This window comes from Pseudophaeobacter profundi, assembly GCF_029697505.1.
Lineage (GTDB): Bacteria > Pseudomonadota > Alphaproteobacteria > Rhodobacterales > Rhodobacteraceae > Pseudophaeobacter > Pseudophaeobacter profundi.
Genome location: NZ_JARJEF010000006.1, coordinates 1 through 23741, shown reverse-complemented (window position 1 = coordinate 23741; position 23741 = coordinate 1). Strand labels below are relative to the sequence as shown.

The following is a 23741-nucleotide window of genomic DNA, read 5'->3' as shown; positions in this document are numbered from 1 at the left end:
TCGCGGTGGAGACCGTTACCAATCATAAAGAAATGATGGCCGATGTCTGCTGGCTGCAGACCAGACATGCCAATAATCACACTCAGCCAAGGACGGCGCAATGACAGACACAACCGCAAACTCCGACAAGACGCACTATATCTGCCAGACATACGTTGAAAAGGCGGGGGCCGCTGGGCAGGTCAGCCTGCAGATCGACAAGCAATTGCAGTATTCGTCAGAATCGCAAGCGCAAGACAGGGCAGACCGAGAGTTTGAGAGGGGAAACTGTGTAGGTGCAGATGCCTATATGATTACGGAGGACGCAGGCTCGGGCGAGGTCAGCCCCCCAACCTTTATCGTAAGGCACGGGACTGTCCCGGATATCGACGATCTTTAATCTGTGGAAATCTAGAACATATCGTTCAAAAGCGTGTGCAAGTACTGCGCAACTAAAATAAGTGAAATCAAATTGGTAAGGCGTGATTTCTTGAGGTCAGCAAAGATCATGCCCACCAATTCTGATCGCCTTGGTGCGGTTGCCACCCTGCATTTCGGGTCAATCGGGCGTCGTGTCAGTCGTTCAATCCAGTATCGCGGCAACCGCACCGATCAGATCAAGCACTACTTTGGTGTCGCGGTCTACTTGGTAGACATAATCGCCAAGCCGATAGTAGGTCTTTCCCGGTTCCAGGCCATATCGGCCGGGTTTTTTGACCAGTGTATAATCGCCTTCAAGGTAGTCTCCGCGCCCAAGTATCCTCTTGGCGTGGCCAGGAGGCAGGCAGCCGTTGTTCTTTCGGGCCAAGCCAGGGGGGCAGCCTTTTGGTCCGCCTGCCAATACCGCAATAGGCGCAACGCAGAGCAGCGTTGCCATCGAGAACTGGATAAGTTTGCGCATCGCAATCTCCTGTAGCTGTGGGGACCGAACCTGGCAAAAACGTTGCGCTTTGCAACGCATCGGGCGGCAAAGCAGCAAGGCTCTGCCGAGCCTATTTGGCGATGGACAGCCTTGTTATCCTGGCACGCGACAGCGGATCGACTTCTGGGTATCTCGGGGCAGGTTCACATGTTTCCTTGCGCACGCGCGAGATTTCTTTTCTGTCGCTTGGGGGTCATTTTGCGCAAACGGTTCACCATAGAGAGCAGTGCCTTGAACTTTTGTCGCGACAGCAGTGCCTTGCATGCGGCCCGAAAAGGGGCGTTGAACAGTTCCAGCTGATACTCGGCGATTTCCAGCTTCTTCTGCAGCAGCTTGATCACGCCGGTCTGGTCGGGGCGCATCTTCTGACAGTCCTTCAGACGTTGGCGATAGGTGTCATGGGCCCGCTGCCAGTTCTTACGTTCCTGCGCGACACCTTGCTGAAAGGATTTTGCTTTTGGCTGAGAAAGCCCCACACCCAGGCGGTAATCGACCAGCGGTTCTGGCACATGGATAATCCGGTCCATCAACGTGGCGCGGAAGAAGAAGATCAGATCATCAAAGGTTGCGTCCCCTTCAATCGGACCAAAGAGGCGCCGAATGTCGGGGTGCCAGGCGCAGGTCGCCCCGATGCCAAGCGCCAGCGAGCCAGCAGTATCTTCCAGTGTCATATCGGCAAGGATCTTTTGGCGTGACGTCGTGGACCCGGTCAGCATGCCGTGCTGATCCATGTTGTTGACGTCCGAATGCACCAAAAGCGGCCGGTCCTGTGCAAAGGCATGATAGAGTTTACTACAACGATCGGGGTGCGAAATGTCATCGCCGGGGGCGTAGACGATCAGACCTCCACGGCTAAGGTCGAAGATCTTGTTGAGATGACCAATAAAGCCCAGGTTTGTTGGGTTTAGGTTCAGTCGCACCTGGTGCGGGCCCTGATAGTCTTGGGCCAGGCGCTGCATGATTTCAAAGGTGCCGTCGGTTGAACCGTCATCCGACAGGATGATTTCAAGATTTGCGTAGGTCTGGGCAAAGGCGGATTTTACCGTTGCCTCGATATAGTCTGCCTGATTGTACGACATGACAAACATCGAAACCAACTCTGGCTCAGGGTTGGGGGATGCTTCTGCAGGGGCGGCCGTTTGGTCGAGTGCAGTGTCTTTTTGTTGCGGCATGATTTTGTCTTCCACTCGTTGCAGGCCCGGGCTGGTCAATACAGCCTGAACAGTACTGGGTGTCCGTGTCATAGAACATGCCGAGCGGTTTATCCACTGGGGGCGATGCATGTCACGCAGGTCGCGGGGTGCGCAAAAAATTGCCAATATCCCGGTTCGAGCGCGCCTCGGCTATTGCCAGACGCAAAAAGCAGTCGCATATTTTGAGGGCTTGTGTATCTCTATGTCGACCTACTGTCTCCTATTTTACGGCGTTCAGACTTCGATTACAGACCAGACAACGCCGGGCTGTCGCACTCCTGCGGGCAGCAAATCAAAAGGGAGAATACGGAAATGGCCACTGGCACCGTGAAATGGTTTAACGCAACCAAAGGCTTTGGATTTATCGCCCCCGATGGCGGCACCAAGGATGTGTTTGTGCATATTTCGGCAGTCGAACGCTCTGGCTTGACCGGGCTGGCTGACAATCAGAAAGTCAGCTTCGATATCGAACCCGGCCGGGATGGTCGTGAAGCCGCTGTGAATCTGGCACTGCTGTAAGGATCCGGTAGGCCAACAAGGCCCGCCAGACTGTGTTTTGTGAACGCGGCCCCGGAAACGGGGGCGCGTTTGTGTTTTCCATGCTTGCACGCACTGCGGGCAGGGGGCGGTGGTTTGGGCATATAAAACATGCCAAGCCAAATACTGAACATGCAGGATTAATGGGGCCTGACCCTAGCGCAGCCCGTTGATGTTCTGCATCAGGGATTCACGCGCCCCCGTGATATGCTGCCGAGTCAAATCGGCCGCCTGGGCGGCATTGCCGTTCACGCAGGCCTCCCAGATTGCGATATGTTCCTCATTGGCCCGCTGCATGCCGTTGGACATGACCAATTGCGCCCGCAGATAGCGATCCACTCGGTCCATCGCATTGTCAATGATGTCCAGATGGTACTGCAGACCGCTGGCCCGGTAGAGCGTGGCGTGAAAGTCCCGGTTTAGCTCTCCCCAGCGCATTGGTTCGGAAGAGGTGGAAAAGGCAGTCCAGGATTCGCGGGCACGTTCTAACGTTTCCTGCGACATCAAAGGCACGGCCCGGCGGATCACCTCTGGTTCTATCAGGGCGCGGAAATCGAAAATTTCTTCGGCCTCAGTTTGCGACAGCCCAGAGACAACGGCCCCCTTGTAGCGCTGGGTTTTGACAAGGCCTTGTTCTTCCAGCCGTGAAATCGCCTCGCGGACAGGGATTCGGCTGGTGTTGAATAGTCGGGCAATTTCATCCTGGCGCAGGGGTTCCCCTTCTTTGACGTCCCCTTCGATGATCGCCTTGCGCAGGGCATCAAAGACGATCGAAGACGCCGAAGCGGTCTTTGAAATATCGACGGAATTCAATTTCATAGGGGCCTCCTTGCGTATTTATACCGGCTTTTCCCGGGGGATGAAAGTTATGAAACAAAATATATTGTAAATTGGATCCAATATGAAATAGAAGATTGGCAGGTGCCGCACCTTCTGCCTTGCTGATACCCAGGGGCAATCCCCTTGGGGCCGTAGGGTTTGCGGCTGTCAATTGCCTGTCGCTTTGTCACCCGCTGGCTGGCCCGCTCGTAAGGAAAAGACCATGACCACAGATATCTTCTCCGGTTGCATTCCAGCCCTGATGACACCCTGCACGGCTGATCGCGGCCCGAATTTTGACGCCTTGGTGCGCAGGGGCCAAGAGCTGATCGCGGCAGGCATGACGGCGGTGATCTACAACAGTCCCTATTACGGCTTTGCCACCCGTGCCGATCTGTCTCTGGTGCTCTACTACAAGCATCTCATGGCGCTGAATGAAGATTGTGAATATGCGCTACGCCTCAACAAGAGTGATGCCCTGACCGATAGCCAGTGCGGCTATGCCGAGGCGCAGTATAGTCTGTTCAAAGCCTGGTATCAGACCTGGACTGCCCAGTCTAAGGCCCGGATCTGATCATGCGTGTCATTGACAGCCACACCGGCGGAGAGCCAACACGTCTGATCCTGACTGGTGGGCCAGACCTTGGCACTGGCCCCCTGGCAGAGCGGGCGGCGCAACTGGCAACCAGCCATGCGGATTTCTGTGCCGCAGTCCTGGCAGAGCCCCGCGGGCATGATGCCATGGTGGGCGCGCTGCTCTTGCCGCCAGAGGATCCGGCCTGTGTGGCTGCGGTGATCTATTTCAACCCGGCTGGCCCTTTGGGCATGTGCGGCCATGCTACCATCGGCCTGCTTGTCAGCCTGTATCATCTGGGGCGTATCGGGCTGGGGCAGCATAAGATTGAAACCCCGGTTGGGGTGATCCTGGCAGAGCTAACCTCGCCCAATCGGGGGGTGGTGCAAAATGTGGCCAGCTATCGCCACTCCAAGGACGTCCACATCGATGTGCCAGGGCAGGGCAGGGTGACTGGTGATGTCGCCTGGGGTGGCAATTGGTTCTTTTTGACCGCCGATTGTCCGGCCCCCCTGCTGCCCGCACAGGTGGGGCGCCTGACCGGGGCGGCGCTTGCCATTCGTGCTGCGCTGGACCGCGCCGGGGTAACTGGTGCACAGGGTGCACGGATTGACCATGTGGAATTCTGCGGTGCCGCCATGTCGCCCCAGGCCGATGGGCGTAACTTTGTGCTATGCCCTGGTGGGGCCTATGATCGTTCGCCCTGTGGTACGGGAAGTTCCGCCAAACTGGCCTGCCTGGCCGCAGATGACCTGCTGGCGCCCGATACGCCCTGGGTGCAGGAAAGCGTCATCGGCAGTTGCTACACCATGCGATATCATCTTGATGGGGCAGGGCAGGTGATCCCCACCATCGCGGGTGAGGCCTATGTCACGGCAGAGGCCTGTTTGGTCTTTGCCGCGCAGGATCCCTATCGCAGTGGGATCCCGGTCTGAGAACAGTGCCACAGAGACCGGGGCACGGCCTTTGCCATTAGCGGGATTGCCTCGCCGACTTTGCTAGGAGGCTGGGCCAGGCACCGCTTTGGTTGCTGGACCCAAAGGACCCGCTGTCGACCCTGCGGCGCTGTGCTTTGTAGCTTGCCCCCCTAGAGATCTTTGATCTGCCCCGGTCGGGCAAAACCTGGCGAACTTCAGGGATGATCTGTGCGTTTTGCGCGCGAAACGGCCGAAGTCAATCTTTTATAAGGCTTTCTGAAACATCATTCAGGCTGCTCACCTCATATGTGGCGAGGCCAGTAGTGCTGGCGAACGAAGGGCAGGATGGCCGCCCCAGATAAGGATCCGGTGATGTTTAATATGAAAAAGCTCCCCCTTACGGCAAAACTGCCGATAGTCATGGTGGCGCTGACAGCGACCTTTCTCGTTACTGTTGCCTTTCTGGTCTATTCGATGGCCGAGAAGAGTATTCGCAAAAACATCTATACGGCACATGAGAGCGAGGCCAAGGCTGGTGCGCAGGCGCTGGAATTCCTGATCTCTTCGGCCCATGCGAACCTGGCAAGCCAAGCAGCCCAGCCAACGGTTTTTCGCGCGGTCAGCAATTTTACCCGTGTGATCGGCATGATCGAAGAGCCGGACCCAATTGCCTATCTCAAGCGTGTCTATGGCAGCGAAAACCCCAATCCGGTTGATCAACGGGCGCAGCTGGTCGATCCGGGGGATGGGTCCTATTACAGCCAGTCGCATGCCAGCTATCACCCGACCTTTCAGCGCATCGTTGACCTGAATGGCTATGAAGATCTCTATCTTTTTGATGAGGCGGGACTTCTGATCTATTCGGTCAACAAGCTGGACGACTACGCCAATAGCTTTGCCACAGGGGAATTGGCCGAAACCGGGTTGGGGCACCTGTTTGCCGAAGCTCTGGCCGTGGAACCGGGCCAAGTGGTGAATTCCGACTTTACCCTCTACGGCCCGGCCGGCGATGTGCCCTCTGCCTTTCTGGCGACCCCGGTGGTCAACAAGCAGCAAAAGACTGTTGGCGTGATCGCCGTGCGTCTGGGCAGTGCTGGGGTGGTTCAGGCCCTGACGAAAAATCTGGAAGACCTGGGGCATCAGAACATCTATCTGGTCAGCCCGGATGGACTGGCGCGCAGCCCCTCTTCGCTGGGGGATCAGTTCGGTGTGTTGGATGCCTTGCCGGATCTGCCGCAAACCCAGGCGGCCCGCACCAGAGAGACAGCCCGTTTTGATGGGGTTCCTGCCATGGCAGGGGGCACGGCAACCGCCCTGGTCATGCCGCTGGAGCTGCCTGGTTTTACCTGGTCTCTGGTGCTGGAAACCGACGAGGCAACCGCCTTTGCAGAGCTGAACCAAATTCGCCTGATTGCCATGGCGGTAATTGGCGGGGCTGTGTTGATTGCTATTGTCGTGTCCTTTGTCGCTGCACGCCGTGTGACGGTGCCTATCCAGGCCCTGCGTCAGGTAACTAATGCCCTGGCCGAAGATGATTATCATATTGAGATTACGGGAAAATCACGCGGAGATGAGCTGGGCGACCTGGCCCGCAGCCTGGACAGTTTCCGTGATAAACTGAAGCAGGCGGATGCCGCCGCCGCCCGCGAGGAGCAGACCGCCCGGCAAACTGCGGCTGTGGTTGATGAAATGAGCCGAGCGCTGTCGCAGTTGCAGGCTGGCAACCTGGCCTGTGATATCCGCGCGCCCTTTGCGGATAACTATGAAACGCTGCGCGAAAACTTCAATCATAGCCTGGCCAACCTGCGCGATTCCATGGGCGAAGTTGTCAGCGCCTCGGAGCATGTCGGTAGGTTTTCCCAAGAACAAAGTACCGCAGCAGATGAGATGGCACATCGTACCGAAAGCCAGGCCTCTACGCTGGAACAGACAGCCACGGCGCTGCGTGATCTGACCGCGAATATCCGAACCACCGCCGAGCAGGCGGCGCAGATGGACAAGGCAATGGGCCGAACCCGGTCCGAGGCCGAAGGCAGTACCAAGGTTGTGACCGCAGCCGTAGGGGCAATGGATCAGATCCAGCAGACCTCTAACGAGATTTCCAAGATTATCAACATGATCGATGACATCGCCTTTCAGACCAACCTGTTGGCGCTGAATGCCGGGGTCGAGGCGGCGCGGGCGGGTTCTTCCGGGGCAGGGTTTGCCGTGGTGGCCTCGGAGGTGCGCGCCCTGGCGCTGCGGACCTCAACGGCGGCCGGGGAAATCCAGCAGTTGACCTCGGCGAGCGAGGCCCATGTGGCCAATGGCGTGGATATGGTGGGCCAGGCCGGAGAGGCCTTGTCGAGGATCATTGGCAAGGTGAGCGAGGTTTCCGGTCTGGTGAGCGAGATCGCTGGCGGGGTGCGCAAGCAATCCAAGGGTCTGGAGGATATCAATGGTTCGATGGAGACCATGGATGGGGTCACCCAGCAGAATGCTGCCATGGCGGAAGAGGCCTCTGCCGCCAGCCAGCTGTTGCAGCAAGAGGCGACCAGCCTGTCAGGCATCGTCGGCCGTTTTGATCTTGGGCAGGGCCAGCTGCCTGCAGATTGGAGAGTGGCGCAGGCCGTCGGTTGGCAAGAACCCACAGACTGGGCGGATGCAGCGGATCAGCAGCAATCAGCCTAGATATGCGCGAAGACCGCTGCAAACGGCAAGGGGCGCAAACAGACGCCGGATACCACACAATGGACGGGCAGGGCCAATGGCGCTGCTATTGGCCTGTAGTGAAAGGGTGGTGGTCGAAAGTGGCGGCGTCAGGGAGAGGCGACAGGCATGAAACTGCGCTGCAAGATCGCCGTGGCCGAGGGCATGCCGTCAGTGCTTGACGCGGAGGAGCGGGAGGCCATGCGCTCCAGGTTGACGATGGTCGACAGCATCAACCGGTCATGACTCCAGTCGCCGGGGCGCTGTATCAACATGGCGGTGGCGAGCACGGCAGTGATCATCATGCCCGAAACCAGTGCCCAGCCAAGGCCCGCTTCGCCATGTGGGGCATTGGTGGTGACCGCAATGATCCGCTGCTGCAGGGTGGAACTGCTCCGGGTTTCGCGGCGATCCACCAGGGCCACAGCAGGGCTGCGGCGGGTAAAGAAGACCCGCTCTCTTGCGGCTTCGGCGCAGGCACGGATCAGGCATTCGCAATAGGCGCGCAGATCCAGACCTGGCCGCGCCATTAGCGCCTGATCACAGGCAAATTCACGCAGATGGCGCACTTCACGACGCCAGAGGAAAAAAGCAGGATTCCAAAACAGCGCCGGGCGCAGCATTTCCAGCAGGAACTCGCATTCGATGTCGCGCTGGCGAAAATGCTGCAGTTCATGCGCCAGGGTCAGCTTGAGATCCTGCGGCGCGGTCAGCAGGGGAGATGGCAGCACCACGTAGCGGTTAATCAGCCCCCGGGTGGAATAGGCTACCGGGGTCTCATCCGAGACCAGGATCCGGGTTTTGCCAATGCTTTTCCACAGGAACGCCCGGCCCAGGGCGCGGCGCAGACGCAGCACCGAGATGACCACATGGATGGCGCAGACCAGCCCGCCCATGGCAAGTGCGGCAGCAACCAGCCGGGTCCAGAGCAGTTGCTGGGAGGACAGTACCCGCACGGTGTCTTCGCGCAGGCCCAGAAGGGTTTCAAAACTGGCGGCGCTCATGCTGACGTTGCCTTGCAAAAACTGCGAGACCATCAGGTCGGAAATATTGGGGGGGTGGGCCATTACCAGCCGGGTGAAGCCAAACATCAAGAGCGGCGACAGCGCCAGCAGCAGCGTCAGCGCATTCATCAGCCGCAGTTGTGCGCCAAAGGCATGTGCCAGCCTGGTAAGGGACAAGAGTTTTCGCGCTGAAAGCCAAAGCAGGGTGCCTGCAAGCACCAGAAGATTCAGATCCAGATATCCATTGATCAGCGCGTCAGTTTCCATTGTCCCCCAACCTTTCGTTCAGCAGCGCCCGCATCTCAACGAGCATGTCGTCGGTAACTTCCTCATCATCAACAAGGCGGGCGACCAGAGCCGCAGGCGCGCCGTTGAACAGCTTGCTCGAAAGGTTTTTCAGAGAGATTTTTTGATACTCTGCTTTGGGAATGGCGGGGCGATAGATCAGCGAACGGTCTGCCCTTTCGCTGGTTAGAAAGCCCTTTTGTTCCATGATCTTGAGCACCGTTGCCACCGATGTGTAGGCGCGTTCCTGTGCCTGGTTCAGCACCGCAAGGATTTCCCTTACGGTACCGCCCCCGGTAGCCCAGACGACGGTCATGAATTCAAGCTCAACCTCGGTCAGCAGTGAATTGTCCTGTTTCTTACGCATGTCGTCTGATGTCCGGTCCATTTTGGTCTTTTCATGATGATAGGGGATGGCGGTGTCTATTGAAAACTATTTCTTTAGCAGCGTGCTGGTTCAGGGCCGAGGGATGTCACAATGAGCGCTTCCGCGCGCCTATTTCTGCCTGGGGCGGGGGTGATATGCCGGCCCTGGCCAGGGGGAAGCTGGCCAGGGGGAAACTGGTAAGGATTTGCTGAGAAGGTCTGAATGGGCAGGACTGTCCATTCAGACCCTTGGCAATTTTGTTCAGGTAGACGCGTCAAGGGCAAGCCGCTGGCGCGGGGCCTTTGTCCCCCTTGACCCGCCACTCCAAGGCGGCGCTGTTACACCTTCCAGAAGGTGAAGATGCCCCAGAGAATGGAAAGCCCCAGCGGGTACCAGAGCGGCATGCCGAACAATCCAAGCCAGGCGAGGAAGATGTAGCTGGTGCCCAGAAGGGTGATGAACAAACGGTCACCGCGTGTGGTGGAGAGCCCCAACACACCTTTGCGTGTATCCCCACCGGGGCTGCGAATTTCCAGCAGGACAAGCACGCCAATGGCAGAGAAAATACCGATAAAGACCAGGGCTGTCGGCCAGGTCCAGGCCATCCAAGAAAGCATTATACCCTCCCCATCGCAAAACCTTTTGCGATATAGTTTCGGACGAACCAGATCACGATGGCCCCCGGAATGATTGTCAATGTGCCCGCGGCCGCCAAGAGGCCCAGTTCATAGCCGGCACTTGATGCGGTTTTGGTCATGGTGGCGGCGATGGGTTTTGCCGCCACGGCTGTCAGGGTCTTGGCCAAGAGCAGCTCCACCCAGGAGAACATGAAGCAGAAGAAGGCGGCAACGCCGACGCCTGCCTTGATCGAGGGGATAAAGATGGTGCCAAAGAAACGCGGGAAGGAATAGCCGTCCACATAGGCGGTCTCGTCCAGCTCCTTGGGGATGCCGCCCATGAAGCCCTCTAAGATCCAGACTGCCAGCGGGATGTTGAACAGGCAATGGGCCAGGGCCACCGCCAGATGGGTGTCAAAGATTCCCACCGCCGAATAGAGCTGAAAGAAGGGCAGCGCAAAGACCGCAGCCGGTGCCATCCGGTTGGTCAGCAGCCAGAAGAACAGCTGCTTGTCGCCCAGAAAGCGGTAGCGCGAAAACGCATAGGCGGCCGGCAGCGCCACGGCGACCGAGATCACCGTGTTGATGCTGACGTAGAGTATCGAGTTGATATAGCCCCAGTACCAGGTCGGATCGGTAAAGATGGTGACGTAGTTTTCCAGCGTGAAGGTCTGCGGGAACAGCGAGAAGCCCGAGAGGATTTCATTGGTGGTCTTGAAGCTCATCGCGACCAGCCAGTAGATTGGCAGCATCAGGAAGAGAATATAGACAATGGGGATGATGGATCGTTTTTGCATCTCTCAAACCCTCCTTAGTTCAGGTCGTCTTTGGTCATCAGCGTATAAAACAGCCAGGAGACCAGAAGCGTGATTGCGAAATAGATGAGCGACATGGCAGCAGCCGGGCCAAGGTCAAACTGACCCAGGGCGATTTTCACCAGATCAATCGACAACAGCGTGGTGGAGTTGCCAGGGCCACCACCGGTGAGCACAAATGGCTCGGTGTAGATGTTGAAACTGTCCATAAAGCGCAACAGAATGGCGATGGTGAGGACGGTTTTCATTTTGGGCAGCTGGATGAACCGGAACACGGCCCAGTTGGAGGCGCCGTCGATTTTTGCCGCCTGGTAATAGGCATCCGGGATCGACACCAGGCCAGCATAGGCCAAGAGCACCACCAATGATGTCCAGTGCCAGACATCCATGGTGACAATGGTCACCCAGGCCGCCAGCGGATTCTGGGTCATGTCATAGGAGACGCCCAGCACATGGTTGAGGAAATAGCCCAGGAGGCCAATGTCGGGCAGGGTAAAGATGTTCCACATCGCGCCAACCACGTTCCAGGGGATCAGCATCGGCAGCGCCATGGTGACCAGACAGACCGGCACCCAGAAGCCTTTGCGCGGCATCGCCAGGGCGATGATAATGCCAAGCGGCACCTCGATGATGAGGATCAGAAAGGTAAACAGGAACTGCCGCCCCAGCGCAGCATGAAAGCGATCAGAGCGCAGGATTTGTTCGAACCAATCCAGGCCCTGCCAGAAAAACACATTGTCGCCAAAGGTTTCCTGCACCGAGTAATTCACCACGGTCATCATCGGGATCAGCGCGTTAAAGGCCACCAGCACCAGCACGGGCAGCACAAAGAACCAGGCTTTTTGGTTTTCGGTTTTCATTGTGTCGCCTCCGCTGCGGTGTCGGGGGTGTCGGGGGTGCTGGCCAGCCAGCCGTCCACATAAAGCCGGGTTTGGTCCCGGCGAAAATCAAGATGCACCGGGGTGCCGGTTGCAGGGCCGGCGCCCTCGATCACTGCGTTGATGCGGCTGCCACTGGCCTGGCACTCCACCACCGTGTGGCGTCCCACATCGGACACTTTGGTCACCGTTGCGGGCAGGCCGGTGTCAGCCAGCGAGACAAATTCCGGGCGGATGCCGACTTCGGTTTTGCCCTGGGGCTTGCCACGGATTGGTCCTTCCAGCGCAATGGTCTGGTCTGCAAAACGGGCCGCGCCGGCCTGCAGGGTGCAGGGCAGGATATTCATCCCCGGCGAGCCGATGAAATGGCCGACAAATGTATGGGCGGGGCGATCAAACAGCTCGACCGGCGTGCCGATCTGCACCACTTCACCGTCCTGCATCACCACCACCTGATCGGCAAAGGTCAGCGCCTCTGTCTGGTCGTGGGTGACGTAGATCATCGTGGCCTTGACGCGCTGGTGCAGTTCTTTCAGTTTTGAGCGCAGCTTCCATTTCAGATGTGGGTCGATCACTGTCAGGGGTTCGTCAAACATCACCACATTGACGTCTTCGCGCACCAATCCGCGCCCCATGGAGATCTTTTGCTTGTTGTCAGGGCTGAGGTTCGCCGCGCGGGTCTGGAGCATGTCGGTGACTTCCAGCATTTCGGCAATCGCCATCACGCGGGTTTTTACCGTCGCTTCATCGCGGCCGCGATTGCGCAGCGGGAAGGCAAGATTGTCGTAGACCGTCATGGTGTCGTAGATCACCGGGAACTGAAACACCTGGGCAATGTTGCGCTGATCCGGCGGCAGGGCGGTAACGTCCTGACCATCAAACAGGATCTGGCCCTCCGAGGGCACCAGCAGCCCCGAAATGATGTTGAGCAGGGTGGATTTGCCGCAGCCGGATGGGCCAAGCAGCGCATAGGCGCCGCCGTCGCTCCAGTCCAGATCAATCTCTTTCAGCGCATAGTCTGACGGGGATTGGGGGGCGGGCATATAGCTGTGTCGCAGCTTTGAGAGTGTAATTTTTGCCATTCTTGAGCCTCAGGCTGCGCGGGAGCCATCGGGTGCAAAGAAGTAGCACGCCGAAGGGTCCATATAGAAATCATGCATTTCGCCAATCTTGTAGGGGTGGACGCCCGCCGAGAGGGATACCCAGTTGGCCTGGGCCTCGCCGCCTGCGGTGCCGCCAAGGCCAAGATCGAAATGCGCAGAACTTTCCGAGCCTGACAGCTCGGTCACCAGTACCCGGCCATCAAGGCGCACAGAGGCCTTTTCGCTGGCGCTGGGCAGGACGTGATAGGGGCGGATGGCGATGGAATAGCTGCCATCGCGCAGACCCGCAGCAGCGCCGTCCAGCTGCCACTGCACATCGGCGCCCAAACGGGCAGTGGTGCCTTCTTTGGTCACCGTTGCGGTATTGATCGGCGGGTCCGAAAACACCCGCGCCGCATCCAGATTGCCGGGGTCGCGGTAGATTTCGGCCGTAGGGCCAAACTGGGTGACGCGCCCGTCGCGCATCAGGGCGGTTTTGCCGCCCAACAGCAGCGCCTCTTCGGGTTCCGATGTGGCATAGACCACCACGGCACCGCGTCCGGCAAACAGCTCGGGCAGCTGGTCGCGCAGCTCTTCGCGCAGCTTGTAGTCGAGGTTGGCCAGCGGCTCATCCAGGAACACCGCGCGGCTTTCCTTGGCGATGGCGCGGGCCAGGGCACAGCGCTGTTGCTGGCCGCCGGACAATTCGTGCGGGCGGCGGTGCAGCATTGGCTCCAGTTGCAGGATTTTGGCCGCTTCCGCGACGCGATCTTCGATCTCGGATTTTGCCATTCCGACCACTTTCAGCGGCGAGGCGATGTTCTCGTAGACCGTCATATGGGGGTAGTTGATGAAAAACTGGTGCACCAGACTGATGTTGCGCTTCTGGGTGCTGAGCCGCGAGACATCCTCGCCCTCCATAAGCACCTGACCGCTGGCCATCGGGTCCAGCCCGGCCATCAGTTTGATCAGCGAGGTCTTGCCCGACCCGGTGGCGCCCAACAGGACGTTAAAGTGACCAGGTTCCAGCAGCAGGGACGTGTCCTTGATATGCTCGATCGCGCCAACGCGCTTGGTCACGTTTCTTAGTTCAAGTGCCATCGTTATTTAACTTTCCGGCAACCGGCCATGCAGCAAAAGCTGACTGGGGCCGTGTCTGTATTTTGCGGGGGAGAAAGAGCCCCGAAGCATTGCAAAACAACGCTCCGGGGCAAAGTGTCGGGCCAGAGACCGAAAGGGTCAGGCCCGACGGGGAGGAGCGGTTACTGCGAGGCCCAGCGGGCGACCAGTTCGTCATAGTTGACGGTCTGGCCTGCAGGTTTTTCGTTCTCCAGTGGTGGCTTGGCGCCGCCATTGGCATACCACCACTCAGCGTCTTTTTCCTCGTTCAGACGCGGGCCGCAGCCGCCGTAGATCTCAGCCTGCTCGTCTGCACGCTGCATCCGGGCCATGGTGATATCCATTTCTTCGGCCAGACGGTTCATCGCTTCTTGCGGGGTAAAGGCCCCCGAGTTCACGTCGCCGATCTGCTGCCACCAGATCTGGGCCAGCTTTGGATAGTCGGGCACGTTCACGCCGGTTGGCGACCAGGCCACACGATCCGGCGAGCGGTAGAATTCTACCAGACCGCCCAGGTTTTCGGCCCGCTCCGAGAAGCTCTCGTGGTTGACCGAGCTGTCACGAATGAAGGTCAGACCCACATGGGACTTCTTCACGTCGACAGTTTTGGACACAACAAACTGAGCATAAAGCCAGGCTGCCTGCGACCGCTCCAGCGGGGTCGATTTGAGGAAGGTCCAGGAGCCAACGTCCTGATAGCCAACTTTCTGACCTTCTTCCCAGTAGGGGCCATGTGGGCTTGGCGCCATCCGCCACAGCGGCTTGCCAGCTTCGTCCACTGTGTTGTTGCCTTCGGACTGCGGCTTTACCATATCGGCGGTAAAGGCGGTGTACCAAAAGATCTGCTGGGCAACATTGCCCTGCGCCAAGGCTGGCAGCGACTGGTAGAAGTCATATGACGCGGCACCGGGAGGCGCATATTTGCGCAGCCATTCGTCCCATTTGCGGATCGCATAAACAGCGGCCGGACCGTTTGCAGCACCGCCACGGGTGACAGATGCGCCAACGGGGTTACAGGTGCCGGCTTCCATGCGGATGCCCCATTCGTCGATTGGCACGCCGTTTGGTTCCCCCTTGGAACCGGCACCGGCCATCGACAGCCAGGCATCGGTCATACGCCAGCCAAGGTCAGGCGCACGTTTGCCGTAATCCATATGGCCATAGATCGCTGTGCCGTCGATTTCCTTTACGTCTTCGCTAAAGAATTCGGCGATGTCCTCATAGGCAGACCAGTTGACCGGAACACCCAGATCATAGCCGTATTTTGCCTTGAAGGCCTCTTGCAGATCGGCGCGGTCAAACCAGTCTTTGCGGAACCAGTAGAGGTTGGCAAACTGCTGGTCGGGCAGCTGATACAGATCCCCATCGGGACCGGTGGTGAACTGGGTCCCCATGAAATCGTCAAGGTCCAGGCCAGGGTTGGTCACCGACTTGAAATCGCCCGCCATCATATCCGTCAGGTTATGGGCCAGCTGCAGCCGCGAGTGGGTGCCGATCAGATCCGAGTCATTGACATAGGCATCATACAGATTGCGCTGTGTCTGCATCTGGGTCTGAACCGCCTGTACCACTTCGCCTTCGCCGAGGATCTGGTGGTTGACCTTGATCCCGGTGATTTCTTCAAACGCCTTGGTCAGAACTTCCGACTCGTAAGAATGCGTCGGAATCCCCTCGGAGAGCACGTTGATCTCCATCCCTTTGAAGGGCTCCGCGGCGGTGATAAACCACTGCATCTCGCTCATCTGTTCATCTTTGGTCAGGACCGAGGGCTGAAATTCCTCATCGATCCATTTAAGTGCGGCTGCTTCATCGGCATAAACCGCCTGTCCCGCAGCCACGGCGCATACCGCTGCTGCGGACAAAAGATACCTGCGCATCTTTTCCCTCCCTAAAAGTCTGTAAGGCCAGCTACGCTTTTTCGCATCTGACTGCTAATTAGCTTTCATGTTGGCGTCACAGTTGTCAAACTAATTTTTTAGTTTGTTTTATTGCATTGAAATATAAATGTTTTCATGGGGGCGCTGTGGTGGCTACGGTTTCCAAACTTGGACACAGATTATAGGGGGTGGTTGTAGTTGTAGCGGGACACCGATATCTGCAGCAAATGATTTTGGGCAGCAGATAGCCCCGCGCGCCCCGCTAGCGCATTGGCTTGAGGCTTTGCAAGGCCGTTTCAAATGGCGCGTTAAAGGCGGTTTGAAAGCCCCCTTTCAACGGTCCTGGATGTGACTGTAATCCGGCCTGAGGTGCCCCCCAGGTGGCGATGACCTGCGCCGCACTCAAGGGCTTGGACGGCGCAAACACGGCTATCTTTCGGGATCGACTAAAGGCCCCGGCTGACTGCCGAAATACCAGCTTCATTTTAGTTGCAACCGCACCCTAGCCAAGGGATTGACGCGGTGCCGAGATCAGCCCAGCCGCAGCCTGCAGGACCGCACATGTCGAGATGTAAATGGCCCACCATCGTTGTGGGCCATTTCGCTTGTTGCCGTATCAGTCAGGCTGGAACGATGATCCCGGGCAGGTCGTTTACCAGCATGGTGTCCGACGGCTGGAAATGGATCACCGACCGGATCGACTTGCCTGCGTGTAACAGGTCAAAGGCCGTGTTGATCTGATCGTGCGTCATATTGTGGGTGATGTAGGGATCGACGTCAAAATCCCCCCGCAGCCATTCATCCACCATGCCCGGTAGCTGGCTGCGCCCCAGCACGCCACCAAAGGCCGATCCGCGCCAGACCCGTCCGGTCACCAACTGGAACGGACGCGTGGCGATCTCGTCACCGGCACCGGCGACACCGATGACCGTGCATTCGCCCCAGCCTTTGTGGCAGCACTCCAGGGCCGCGCGCATGACATTGACGTTGCCGATGCACTCAAAGGAGTAATCGACGCCGCCGCCCGTCATCTCGACGATCACGTCCTGAATGGGCAGTGAGAAGTCCGCCGGGTTGATGCAATCATGCGCACCGAGGCTGCGGGCCAGTTCGAACTTGTTCGGGTTGGTGTCGATGCCGATGATGCGGGAGGCGCCTTGCATTTTAGCGCCCTGGATGACGGCCATACCGACCGCCCCGAGACCAAAAACCGCTACCGTTGCCCCAGGTTCGACCTTGGCCGTGTTGCGCACCGCGCCCATGCCGGTGGGAATGGCGCAGCCCATAACGGAAGCTTTGGCCAGCGGGGCCTCCTTTGAGATCTTTGCCACCGCGATTTCAGGGAGAACCGTGTATTCGCTGAAGGTGGATGTGCCCATATAGTGATGGATCATCTTGCCTTTGTAGCTGAACCGCGAGGTGCCGTCGGGCATCACGCCCTGGCCTTGGGTCTTTCGGATGGTCTGGCAGAGGTTGGTCTTGCCCGACTTGATATAGGGGCAGTTCGGATCCTCGGGCGTATAAAGTGGGATGACATGGTCGCCGGGCGTCAGCGAGGTTACGCCCTTGCCCAGTTCCTCGACGATGCCGACGGCCTCATGGCCCAGAACAGCCGGGAACAGGCCTTCGGGATCAGCGCCGGACAAGGTGAACATATCGGTATGGCACAGGCTGGTTGTGACGATACGGATAAGCACCTCGCCCTCTTTTGGCCCATCGAGATCAATCTCTTCGATTTCAAGCGGACGGTTGGGTTCCCAAGCGATGGCGGCACGGGTTTTCATGGCATTTCTCTCTGTTATGGAGTGGTTGCCTGATGATACACTATCACATTGCAGGGGCGAGGCGTTCGATCCCTCAGATCTGGCCAATCAACGGGCCGTATTGGCCACAATGGGGATCAGACATGTCTGCATATCAGCATCTTGCATCAAGAATGGATCAACGGCGGCCAGTTGCTTTGGTGATCTACCCGGGCTTCAAGACACTGGAGGCGACGGGGCCGCTCAGTGTTCTGGGTTATGCCACGCGACATCTGGCCGAGGCGGGGCACGCCGGGGGGTATGACGTCACCATCGCAGCTCCCGAGGTCGGTCATGTCCCCTCGGATACGGCAATGTCGCTCGAGGCAACGGTCGCCCTAGAGGATTTTGGCGCGCCGGATACGGTCCTGATCGCTGGCGCTGCCCGGATCGAAGAGGTGCTCGGTGGACAACACGCGCTGGTGGACTGGTGTCGCGAGAACGGACCGAGGGTTCGGCGCTGTGCCGCGCTTTGTACGGGGTCGTATTTTCTGGCGGAGGCTGGTCTTCTGGAGGGTCAGCGCGCGGCAACACATTGGAATTACGCCGAACGGCTGCGCCAGCGCTACCCGGAGATTGATGTGGATGCCGATGCGATCTTTGTACAGGCGGGCCGTTTCTGGACCTCTGCGGGGGTCACGGCGGCGATCGACCTGACGCTGGCCTTTGTCGAACAGGATTACGGTCGTGACATTGCGCTCGGGGTGGCGCGCGACATGGTGATGTACCTCAAACGCCCCGGCGGGCAATCACAATTCAGCACCTTGCTGACGGGGCAGATGGCGGGCGCAACCAGCATGACCAAGGTGCTCACCTGGATGAGCGACCGGCTGGATCAACCGCTGAGCCTGAGCGATATCGCCGCCGCGCATGGGATGAGCGTGCGCAGCCTGACCCGCGCGTTCACGGCCGAGTTTGCAGTCGCCCCGATGACCATGCTCGAAGCCCTGCGATGTGATCGGGCCAAGGCGTTGCTGCTCGATACGGACCTGCCATTAAAGACCCTGGCCTACCGCGCCGGGTTTCAGTCGGACGAGCAAATGCGCAAGGCCTTTCGCCGCCGCTTTTCCCTGTCGCCGCGCGACTACCGGGCGCGGTTTGCGACCTCTGGCACACAGCCTGAGTAGCGCCCCGCAGTGCGAACACCTGGGGCGCGTTGCGGTCAGTGCTTGTAGGCCGCCGCCGCTTCCTCTGCCGGATCATTGATCGGGTCGAGCACCAGCAGCAGCCGTGTTTCACCGGTGCCCGCGATGGGCGGCGAGCGGTGCAGCAGCCCCGAGACCGGAGTTTCCGGCCACCGCGTGCCGCGCAGAATGATCGGCGCGCCCGTTGGGACGGTCAGGATCTGCGCGGGGTCGTGGCCATTTTCGGACAGGCCATACTGCGTGCCGGTTCCGCGATAGGTGCAGACCAGACGGGCCTTCACGGCATCGATATGAAACTTGCGACACGCATTGGTATCGACGACGTCCAAGCGCATCCTGACGTAGGCACTGTCCATGACATTCGCAAAAATGGACGCCAGTGCAGAGGCATCTTCGATCAACATGTTGCGCTCCTCACATGTCGGCGTACCGCATTGATTGGCAATATTGATGAGCGCGTCACAGACCGCATCCGGCCGCAGGATCAGCCGCGTCTTTGGCAATTGTTCGGGCGGCAACGCATCGATCCAGCTCTGGAATCGTGGCAGCGGATCGCGCTTCCAGATCGTCGCCGCGCAGGCGGGCTGGTGAATGGCCGTCAGGCCGCTTGGTGCGGTGACCGATGTCGTACAGTCGTCGAGCGCGGGGGGCGTGTCGAGGATCATCTGGCGAACTCCTGTTTCAGGCATTGATTTCAGGGCTGGTAGGGCAGGGACGAATGATGAAGGACGATGCGCAGGGTGCCTGTTTCATCCTTCGTGTAGCCAAAGCTCTTGTCCACCGTGGTGACGGACCCGTCCTTGTTGGTGAGCTTGACCCAGCCCATCCACATCGCGACATCTCCCTGGATGAAGTGGGCCGAAGGGATGCTCTCCATGGCGCGCCAGCCCATGATCGCAAAACCGTTGTCGAGGGGGTATTCATCGGAATGGCCGCAGAAATAGGCCAAGGCCCCGGCTTTGGTCGGACGAAAGGTCTGCGCGCCGCTGGCCATGGTCGGTTTGAACAAGACAGGCCCGAGGGTGTAGCCGTAGTAAGTGTCGATATTGGTAGCGGCGACCGCGCGGGCAGCCTCGATACCGCCGTTCTCAAAGGCCTTCGAGATGGCGATTTTTCCATTCCCCCAGATGGTCAGGGCGTTCTGGATGTCTTTTTCGGTGATCTGCAAGGAAAAATCCTTTTGTTTGTTGGGGTCACAAGGGGGGGCGGTCAGCCCCCTACGGCAGAGTGGGCGACGGGGCCTTATGCGCCGCTGGGAGAACGCGCCTCTGTCACCAGCAGTCGGACCGCCTCTTCCAGGGGCAGGGTCTCGGTCTTGTCGGTTCCGTGGCGCCGGATGGTCACGCTGCACGCGTCTGCCTCGCGCCCGCCGAGCGCGATCTGGACGGGGATCTTTTGCAGCGCGTGTTCGCGCACCTTGTAGCCGATCTTCTCATTGCGCAGATCGGTCTCGACCCGCAGCCCCGCCGCCTTCAGCGCCTGTGCAACCTCGGTGGCCCAGCCATCGGCGGCTCCGGTCACCGTGGCGACAACCGCCTGCACCGGTGCCAGCCACAGCGGCAAATGCCCGGCGTGGTGTTCAATCAGAATGCCGGTGAACCGCTCCAGCGATCCAAACAGTGCGCGGTGCAGCATGACCGGTGCCAGCTTGTCGCCTGACGAGGCCACATAGGTGGTGCCGAACCGTTCCGGCAGATTGAAATCCACCTGAAGCGTGCCGCATTGCCAGTCCCGCCCGATGGCGTCGCGCAGGACATATTCGAGCTTTGGCCCGTAAAACGCGCCTTCGCCTTCAAAGATCGTATAGGGATGACCGGCCTGATCCAGCGCCTGACGCAGCGCATCCTCGGAGCGGTCCCAGCTTTCGTCACTGCCGATACGGTTCTCCGGGCGGGTCGAGAGCTTGATGCGCACATCGTCAAAACCGAAGTCGCGATAGATCGACATCACCAGATCGTTGACCTTCAGGCATTCCTCGGTCAGCTGCTCCGGCGTGCAATAGATATGGGCATCATCCTGCGTGAAACTGCGCACGCGCAAAAGCCCGTGCAAGGCGCCTGACGGCTCGTAGCGATGCACCTTGCCAAATTCGGCGATCTTCAGCGGCAGGTCGCGATAGCTCTTGGTGCCTTGCCCGTAGATCAGCATATGGCCGGGGCAGTTCATCGGTTTGAGCGCGTAGTCGCGGTCGTCCTCGGTCTTGGCGAGGAACATGTTCTGGCGGTAGTTCTGCCAATGGCCCGAGGTCTCCCACAGGGCGCGGTCCATGATGTCGGGAGAGTTGACCTCGATATAGCCCGCTTCCTCCTGGCGCTCGCGCATGTAGCCGATCAGCGTCTGGAACAGGCGCCAGCCCTTTGCGTGCCAAAAGACAGACCCGGGCGCGACCTCCTCAAAGTGGAACAGGTTCATCTCGCGCCCCAGTCGGCGGTGATCGCGTTTTTCGGCCTCGGCCATCATGGACGTATGCGCATCGAGCGCGGCTTTGTCGGCAAAGGCGACCCCATAGATGCGGCTGAGCATCGGGTTGTTGCTGTCCCCACGCCAATAGGCGCCCGCCACGCGGGTCAGTTTGAACGCGCTGCCGGCATCAGCGGTGCTGCGCATATGCGGCCCCCGGCAGAGGTCGAGCCAGTCCCCCTGGCGATAGATCGTGACGGTCTCGCCCTCGGGGATCGCATCAAGCAGCGCCAGTTTGTATCCTTCGCCTGCGGCCTCAAAATGCTGGCGGGCCTCTTCGCGGGTCCATTCCTCGCGGGTGAAGGGGGTTCTGGCGGCGATGATCTGGCGCATCTTTTTCTCGATCACGGGCAGATCCTCGGCGGTGAACGGCGTGTCCCGCTCGAAATCATAGTAGAACCCGTGTTCGATGGCCGGTCCGATGGCGGTCCTGGTGCCGGGCCACAGCGCCTGAACCGCTTCGGCCAACACATGCGCGAGGTCGTGGCGGATCAGCCCCAGCGCCCGCGGGTCATCCCGCGTCACCAGCTCCACCACGGCACCGTCGGGCAGGGGGCGGGACAGATCCGTGACCTCTCCGTCAACAACCGCAGCGACCGTGCGCTTGGCAAGGCTCGGGCTGATGGCGGCGGCAAGGTCGGCGGCGGTGCTGGCAGGCTCAAGCGCGCGGGTTGCGCCATCGGGCAGGCGGATATGGATCATTTCGGGGTCTTTCTGTCAGGGAGGGGAGGCACCGGGTCATAGCCGGATCCTCCCCAGGGATTGCAGCGGGCGAGACGCCGGAGCACAAGCCATGCCCCGCGCCACGGGCCATGGATGTCGAGCGCCTCGATCGCATAGGCAGAGCAGGTGGGTTGAAAGCGGCAGGCATGTCCCAGCCAGGGCGAGAGCAGCAGCCGATAGCCGCGCACGGGAAGGATCATCAGCCAGATCACAAGTCGCGCCAACGGGCCGCGCGACGGATGCGACGGGGCGGCGTCGCGGGTGCAGTAGCAACAGACCGGCATGGCTCAGAACGGCAATTCCAGGGTGTCGACCATCATCCCGCCGGGCAGATCCGGCGGTGCGGCCTCGGCCTTTGGTTTCATCAGGAGCATGTCGAGGCTGGCCTTGAGGTCGGCCTCGTCCATGTCGCGCGCGATGACAACGACCCGGCTTGTGGTATCCGTGCCCGACCAGCTTTTGAGCGGCACAGGGGCGTCAAAAATATGTTGCACCCCGTGAAAGACAAACGGGTATTGCAGACCCTCGACGTGCAGGATGCCCTTCATGCGCAGGATGTTCTGCCCCTTGAGCGCAATCAGCGAGTCCAGCCAGAAATCAAAGACATTTGCGGCAATGGGATCTGTCACTGCGATCGAGGCGGAGGTGATCCGATGGTCATGTGTGGCGGGCGCTGATGGGCTGAAGGCCGGCGGGGCCGGGGGCGTTGCCGCGGCGGCAAAACCGGACAACCCGGCCAGCGGATCGGGCTGTGCCATCTCTTGCGACAGTCCCAGCCAGCGGTCCACCTCCGGCGCGGCCACGCCCTCGCGCAGGGCGGAAAGGCCAAACAACGCGCCCACGGGCACGCGCCCATGGTCGGCCCGGATGCGCGGGGCGGTGGCGTTCAGACCGTCCAGGCGTTTTTCAAGCCGGGACAGGTCAAACCCGTCGGTCAGATCGGTTTTCGACAGGACCAGCGTATCGGCCATGGCGACCTGCTGCACTGCCTCGAACTGCCGGTCGAGCGTTTCCATGCCCGTCGCCGCATCCACCAGGGTCACCACCCCATCCAGCCGGAAGGCCTGTGCAATCTGGTAATCGGTCGTCAGCGTGTGCACGATCGGTGCCGGATCGGCGATGCCGCTGGTTTCAATCACCACCCGGTCAAATTGCACCTGACCCGCGTCCCGCTTTGCGATCAGGCCCTCGAACGTCTTGGCCAGATCCCCCAGGATCGCACAGCACAGGCAGCCCGATGGCAGCAGGATGGTCTCTTCGGTGGCTTCTTCGATCAGGTCGTGGTCCAGGCCGATATCGCCGAATTCATTCATGATGACGGCAATCCGCCCCGCGTTTGGGTCGCGGATCAGATGGTTCAACAGCGTGGTTTTCCCGGCCCCCAGAAACCCGGTCAGCAAGGTCACGGGAATGCGTTTGTCCTGCTCGGTCATCACGACGCTGGCCCCTTTACAGTGTGTTGCCTTTCGTTTAAACTTGTTACGTTATAACGAAACGTTTTACAAGGAGCCGGAGAAGGCGATATGACACAACTGTACTTCCAGCCCCGCACCACCGTGGAACAGGTCGAGGAAAGCACCGACCTTGCGCCCAAATTCGGCGAGGATGGTCTGATGCCTTGTATCACCACGGATGCAACCACGGGCGAGGTGCTGATGCTGGGCTGGATGAATGCCGAAGCCTTTCGTCTGACCATCCAAACGGGCGAGGCGCATTATTTCAGCCGCGCCCGGCAGGTGCTGTGGCACAAGGGGGCGACCTCTGGCCTGATTCAGACCGTGGTCGAAGCGCGGATTGACGACGATCAGGACGCCCTGTTGTTGATTGTCACTGAGAACTGACCCGGTATGCCGATAAATTGTCACTGAGAATTGACCCATGTGAACACACTGCCCCGACGGTTTTCGTTGGGGGGATTGGGAGTGATAGACATGGGAT

At 59.5% G+C, this 23741-nt stretch carries 23 protein-coding genes and 1 pseudogene; 7 read left to right on the top strand and 17 right to left on the bottom strand.

The features are described 5' to 3' along the window. The first annotated feature begins 100 nt into the window (after nucleotides 1-100). The gene (locus P2081_RS11075) at nucleotides 101-379 is read left to right on the top strand and encodes a hypothetical protein (RefSeq protein WP_278922931.1); all 279 of its coding nucleotides are present in this window, start codon (nucleotides 101-103) and stop codon (nucleotides 377-379) included. Nucleotides 380-562: 183 nt separating this feature from the next. Here the strand turns inward: P2081_RS11075 and P2081_RS11070 are convergent, their stop codons facing one another. Both P2081_RS11070 and P2081_RS11065 read right to left on the bottom strand, forming a co-directional pair. Beyond that, a complete protein-coding gene (locus P2081_RS11070; RefSeq protein ID WP_278922930.1) occupies nucleotides 563-880 on the bottom strand; it encodes an excinuclease ABC subunit A in 318 nt (105 codons plus the stop codon). 164 nt (nucleotides 881-1044) lie between these two features. Continuing rightward, nucleotides 1045-2073: a glycosyltransferase gene (locus P2081_RS11065; RefSeq protein WP_278922929.1), complete on the bottom strand. Its 1029-nt coding sequence runs from the start codon at nucleotides 2071-2073 to the stop codon at nucleotides 1045-1047. A gap of 333 nt (nucleotides 2074-2406) precedes the next feature. On the opposite strand from P2081_RS11065, the gene P2081_RS11060 reads away from it, so the two are divergent. Then, on the top strand, nucleotides 2407-2613 hold the full coding sequence (locus P2081_RS11060; protein WP_278922928.1) for a cold-shock protein: 207 nt from the start codon (nucleotides 2407-2409) through the stop codon (nucleotides 2611-2613). A 174-nt stretch (nucleotides 2614-2787) separates the two neighbouring features. Here P2081_RS11060 and P2081_RS11055 read toward each other — a convergent pair whose 3' ends face one another. Further along, entirely contained in the window at nucleotides 2788-3450 is a 663-nt protein-coding gene (locus P2081_RS11055) for a GntR family transcriptional regulator (RefSeq protein WP_278922927.1), read from the bottom strand. Between the two features lie 223 nt (nucleotides 3451-3673). On the opposite strand from P2081_RS11055, the pseudogene P2081_RS21320 reads away from it, so the two are divergent. The 3 genes and pseudogenes from P2081_RS21320 to P2081_RS11040 form a co-directional block, all read left to right on the top strand. Then, a pseudogene (locus P2081_RS21320) lies at nucleotides 3674-3808 on the top strand (dihydrodipicolinate synthase family protein); the annotation flags it as partial. Between the two features lie 218 nt (nucleotides 3809-4026). Continuing rightward, complete coding sequence (locus tag P2081_RS11045; protein WP_278922925.1) at nucleotides 4027-4959, top strand: 4-hydroxyproline epimerase; 933 nt, start codon at nucleotides 4027-4029, stop codon at nucleotides 4957-4959. 354 nt (nucleotides 4960-5313) lie between these two features. Beyond that, the gene (locus P2081_RS11040) at nucleotides 5314-7611 is read left to right on the top strand and encodes a methyl-accepting chemotaxis protein (RefSeq protein ID WP_278922924.1); all 2298 of its coding nucleotides are present in this window, start codon (nucleotides 5314-5316) and stop codon (nucleotides 7609-7611) included. Nucleotides 7612-7739: 128 nt separating this feature from the next. Here P2081_RS11040 and P2081_RS11035 read toward each other — a convergent pair whose 3' ends face one another. The 9 genes from P2081_RS11035 to P2081_RS10995 form a co-directional block, all read right to left on the bottom strand. Continuing rightward, nucleotides 7740-8900: a M56 family metallopeptidase gene (locus tag P2081_RS11035; RefSeq protein WP_278922923.1), complete on the bottom strand. Its 1161-nt coding sequence runs from the start codon at nucleotides 8898-8900 to the stop codon at nucleotides 7740-7742. Then, the gene (locus tag P2081_RS11030; protein WP_278922922.1) at nucleotides 8890-9306 is read right to left on the bottom strand and encodes a BlaI/MecI/CopY family transcriptional regulator; all 417 of its coding nucleotides are present in this window, start codon (nucleotides 9304-9306) and stop codon (nucleotides 8890-8892) included. Before P2081_RS11030 ends, P2081_RS11035 begins: the two co-directional genes overlap by 11 nt. A gap of 317 nt (nucleotides 9307-9623) precedes the next feature. Beyond that, nucleotides 9624-9902, bottom strand: a complete 279-nt coding sequence (locus P2081_RS11025; RefSeq protein WP_278922921.1) for a DUF2160 domain-containing protein — start codon at nucleotides 9900-9902, stop codon at nucleotides 9624-9626. Beyond that, entirely contained in the window at nucleotides 9902-10699 is a 798-nt protein-coding gene (locus P2081_RS11020) for a carbohydrate ABC transporter permease (protein ID WP_232404590.1), read from the bottom strand. Before P2081_RS11020 ends, P2081_RS11025 begins: the two co-directional genes overlap by 1 nt. Before the next feature lie 14 nt (nucleotides 10700-10713). Further along, nucleotides 10714-11577 (bottom strand): carbohydrate ABC transporter permease, encoded by an 864-nt coding sequence (locus P2081_RS11015; protein ID WP_027239267.1) that lies wholly within the window; start codon nucleotides 11575-11577, stop codon nucleotides 10714-10716. Beyond that, nucleotides 11574-12677: an ABC transporter ATP-binding protein gene (locus P2081_RS11010; RefSeq protein WP_278922920.1), complete on the bottom strand. Its 1104-nt coding sequence runs from the start codon at nucleotides 12675-12677 to the stop codon at nucleotides 11574-11576. The genes P2081_RS11015 and P2081_RS11010 overlap by 4 nt, the downstream gene beginning before the upstream one ends. Before the next feature lie 9 nt (nucleotides 12678-12686). Beyond that, nucleotides 12687-13778: an ABC transporter ATP-binding protein gene (locus P2081_RS11005; RefSeq protein WP_278922919.1), complete on the bottom strand. Its 1092-nt coding sequence runs from the start codon at nucleotides 13776-13778 to the stop codon at nucleotides 12687-12689. A 161-nt stretch (nucleotides 13779-13939) separates the two neighbouring features. Then, nucleotides 13940-15673 (bottom strand): ABC transporter substrate-binding protein, encoded by a 1734-nt coding sequence (locus P2081_RS11000; protein WP_278922918.1) that lies wholly within the window; start codon nucleotides 15671-15673, stop codon nucleotides 13940-13942. Nucleotides 15674-16293: 620 nt separating this feature from the next. Then, a complete protein-coding gene (locus P2081_RS10995) occupies nucleotides 16294-17457 on the bottom strand; it encodes an S-(hydroxymethyl)glutathione dehydrogenase/class III alcohol dehydrogenase (RefSeq protein ID WP_278922917.1) in 1164 nt (387 codons plus the stop codon). Nucleotides 17458-17579: 122 nt separating this feature from the next. Between P2081_RS10995 and P2081_RS10990 the strand changes: the two genes are divergently transcribed. After that, complete coding sequence (locus P2081_RS10990) at nucleotides 17580-18602, top strand: GlxA family transcriptional regulator (protein ID WP_278922916.1); 1023 nt, start codon at nucleotides 17580-17582, stop codon at nucleotides 18600-18602. 35 nt (nucleotides 18603-18637) lie between these two features. Here P2081_RS10990 and P2081_RS10985 read toward each other — a convergent pair whose 3' ends face one another. The 5 genes from P2081_RS10985 to P2081_RS10965 all read right to left on the bottom strand — a co-directional run bounded on the left by P2081_RS10985 (nucleotide 18638) and on the right by P2081_RS10965 (nucleotide 23236). Further along, nucleotides 18638-19285, bottom strand: coding sequence for a DUF1826 domain-containing protein (locus tag P2081_RS10985; protein WP_278922915.1), 648 nt, complete (start codon nucleotides 19283-19285; stop codon nucleotides 18638-18640). Between the two features lie 29 nt (nucleotides 19286-19314). Further along, nucleotides 19315-19788 (bottom strand): metal-independent carbonic anhydrase family protein, encoded by a 474-nt coding sequence (locus P2081_RS10980; RefSeq protein WP_278922914.1) that lies wholly within the window; start codon nucleotides 19786-19788, stop codon nucleotides 19315-19317. Nucleotides 19789-19862: 74 nt separating this feature from the next. Next, nucleotides 19863-21782: a threonine--tRNA ligase gene (gene thrS, locus P2081_RS10975; RefSeq protein ID WP_278922913.1), complete on the bottom strand. Its 1920-nt coding sequence runs from the start codon at nucleotides 21780-21782 to the stop codon at nucleotides 19863-19865. Next, on the bottom strand, nucleotides 21779-22003 hold the full coding sequence (gene yidD / locus P2081_RS10970) for a membrane protein insertion efficiency factor YidD (RefSeq protein WP_278923131.1): 225 nt from the start codon (nucleotides 22001-22003) through the stop codon (nucleotides 21779-21781). The genes thrS and yidD overlap by 4 nt, the downstream gene beginning before the upstream one ends. 87 nt (nucleotides 22004-22090) lie before the next feature. Further along, a complete protein-coding gene (locus P2081_RS10965; protein ID WP_278922912.1) occupies nucleotides 22091-23236 on the bottom strand; it encodes a CobW family GTP-binding protein in 1146 nt (381 codons plus the stop codon). A gap of 90 nt (nucleotides 23237-23326) precedes the next feature. On the opposite strand from P2081_RS10965, the gene P2081_RS10960 reads away from it, so the two are divergent. Beyond that, entirely contained in the window at nucleotides 23327-23644 is a 318-nt protein-coding gene (locus P2081_RS10960) for a phosphoribosyl-AMP cyclohydrolase (protein ID WP_278922911.1), read from the top strand. The last annotated feature ends 97 nt before the right edge of the window (nucleotides 23645-23741 follow it).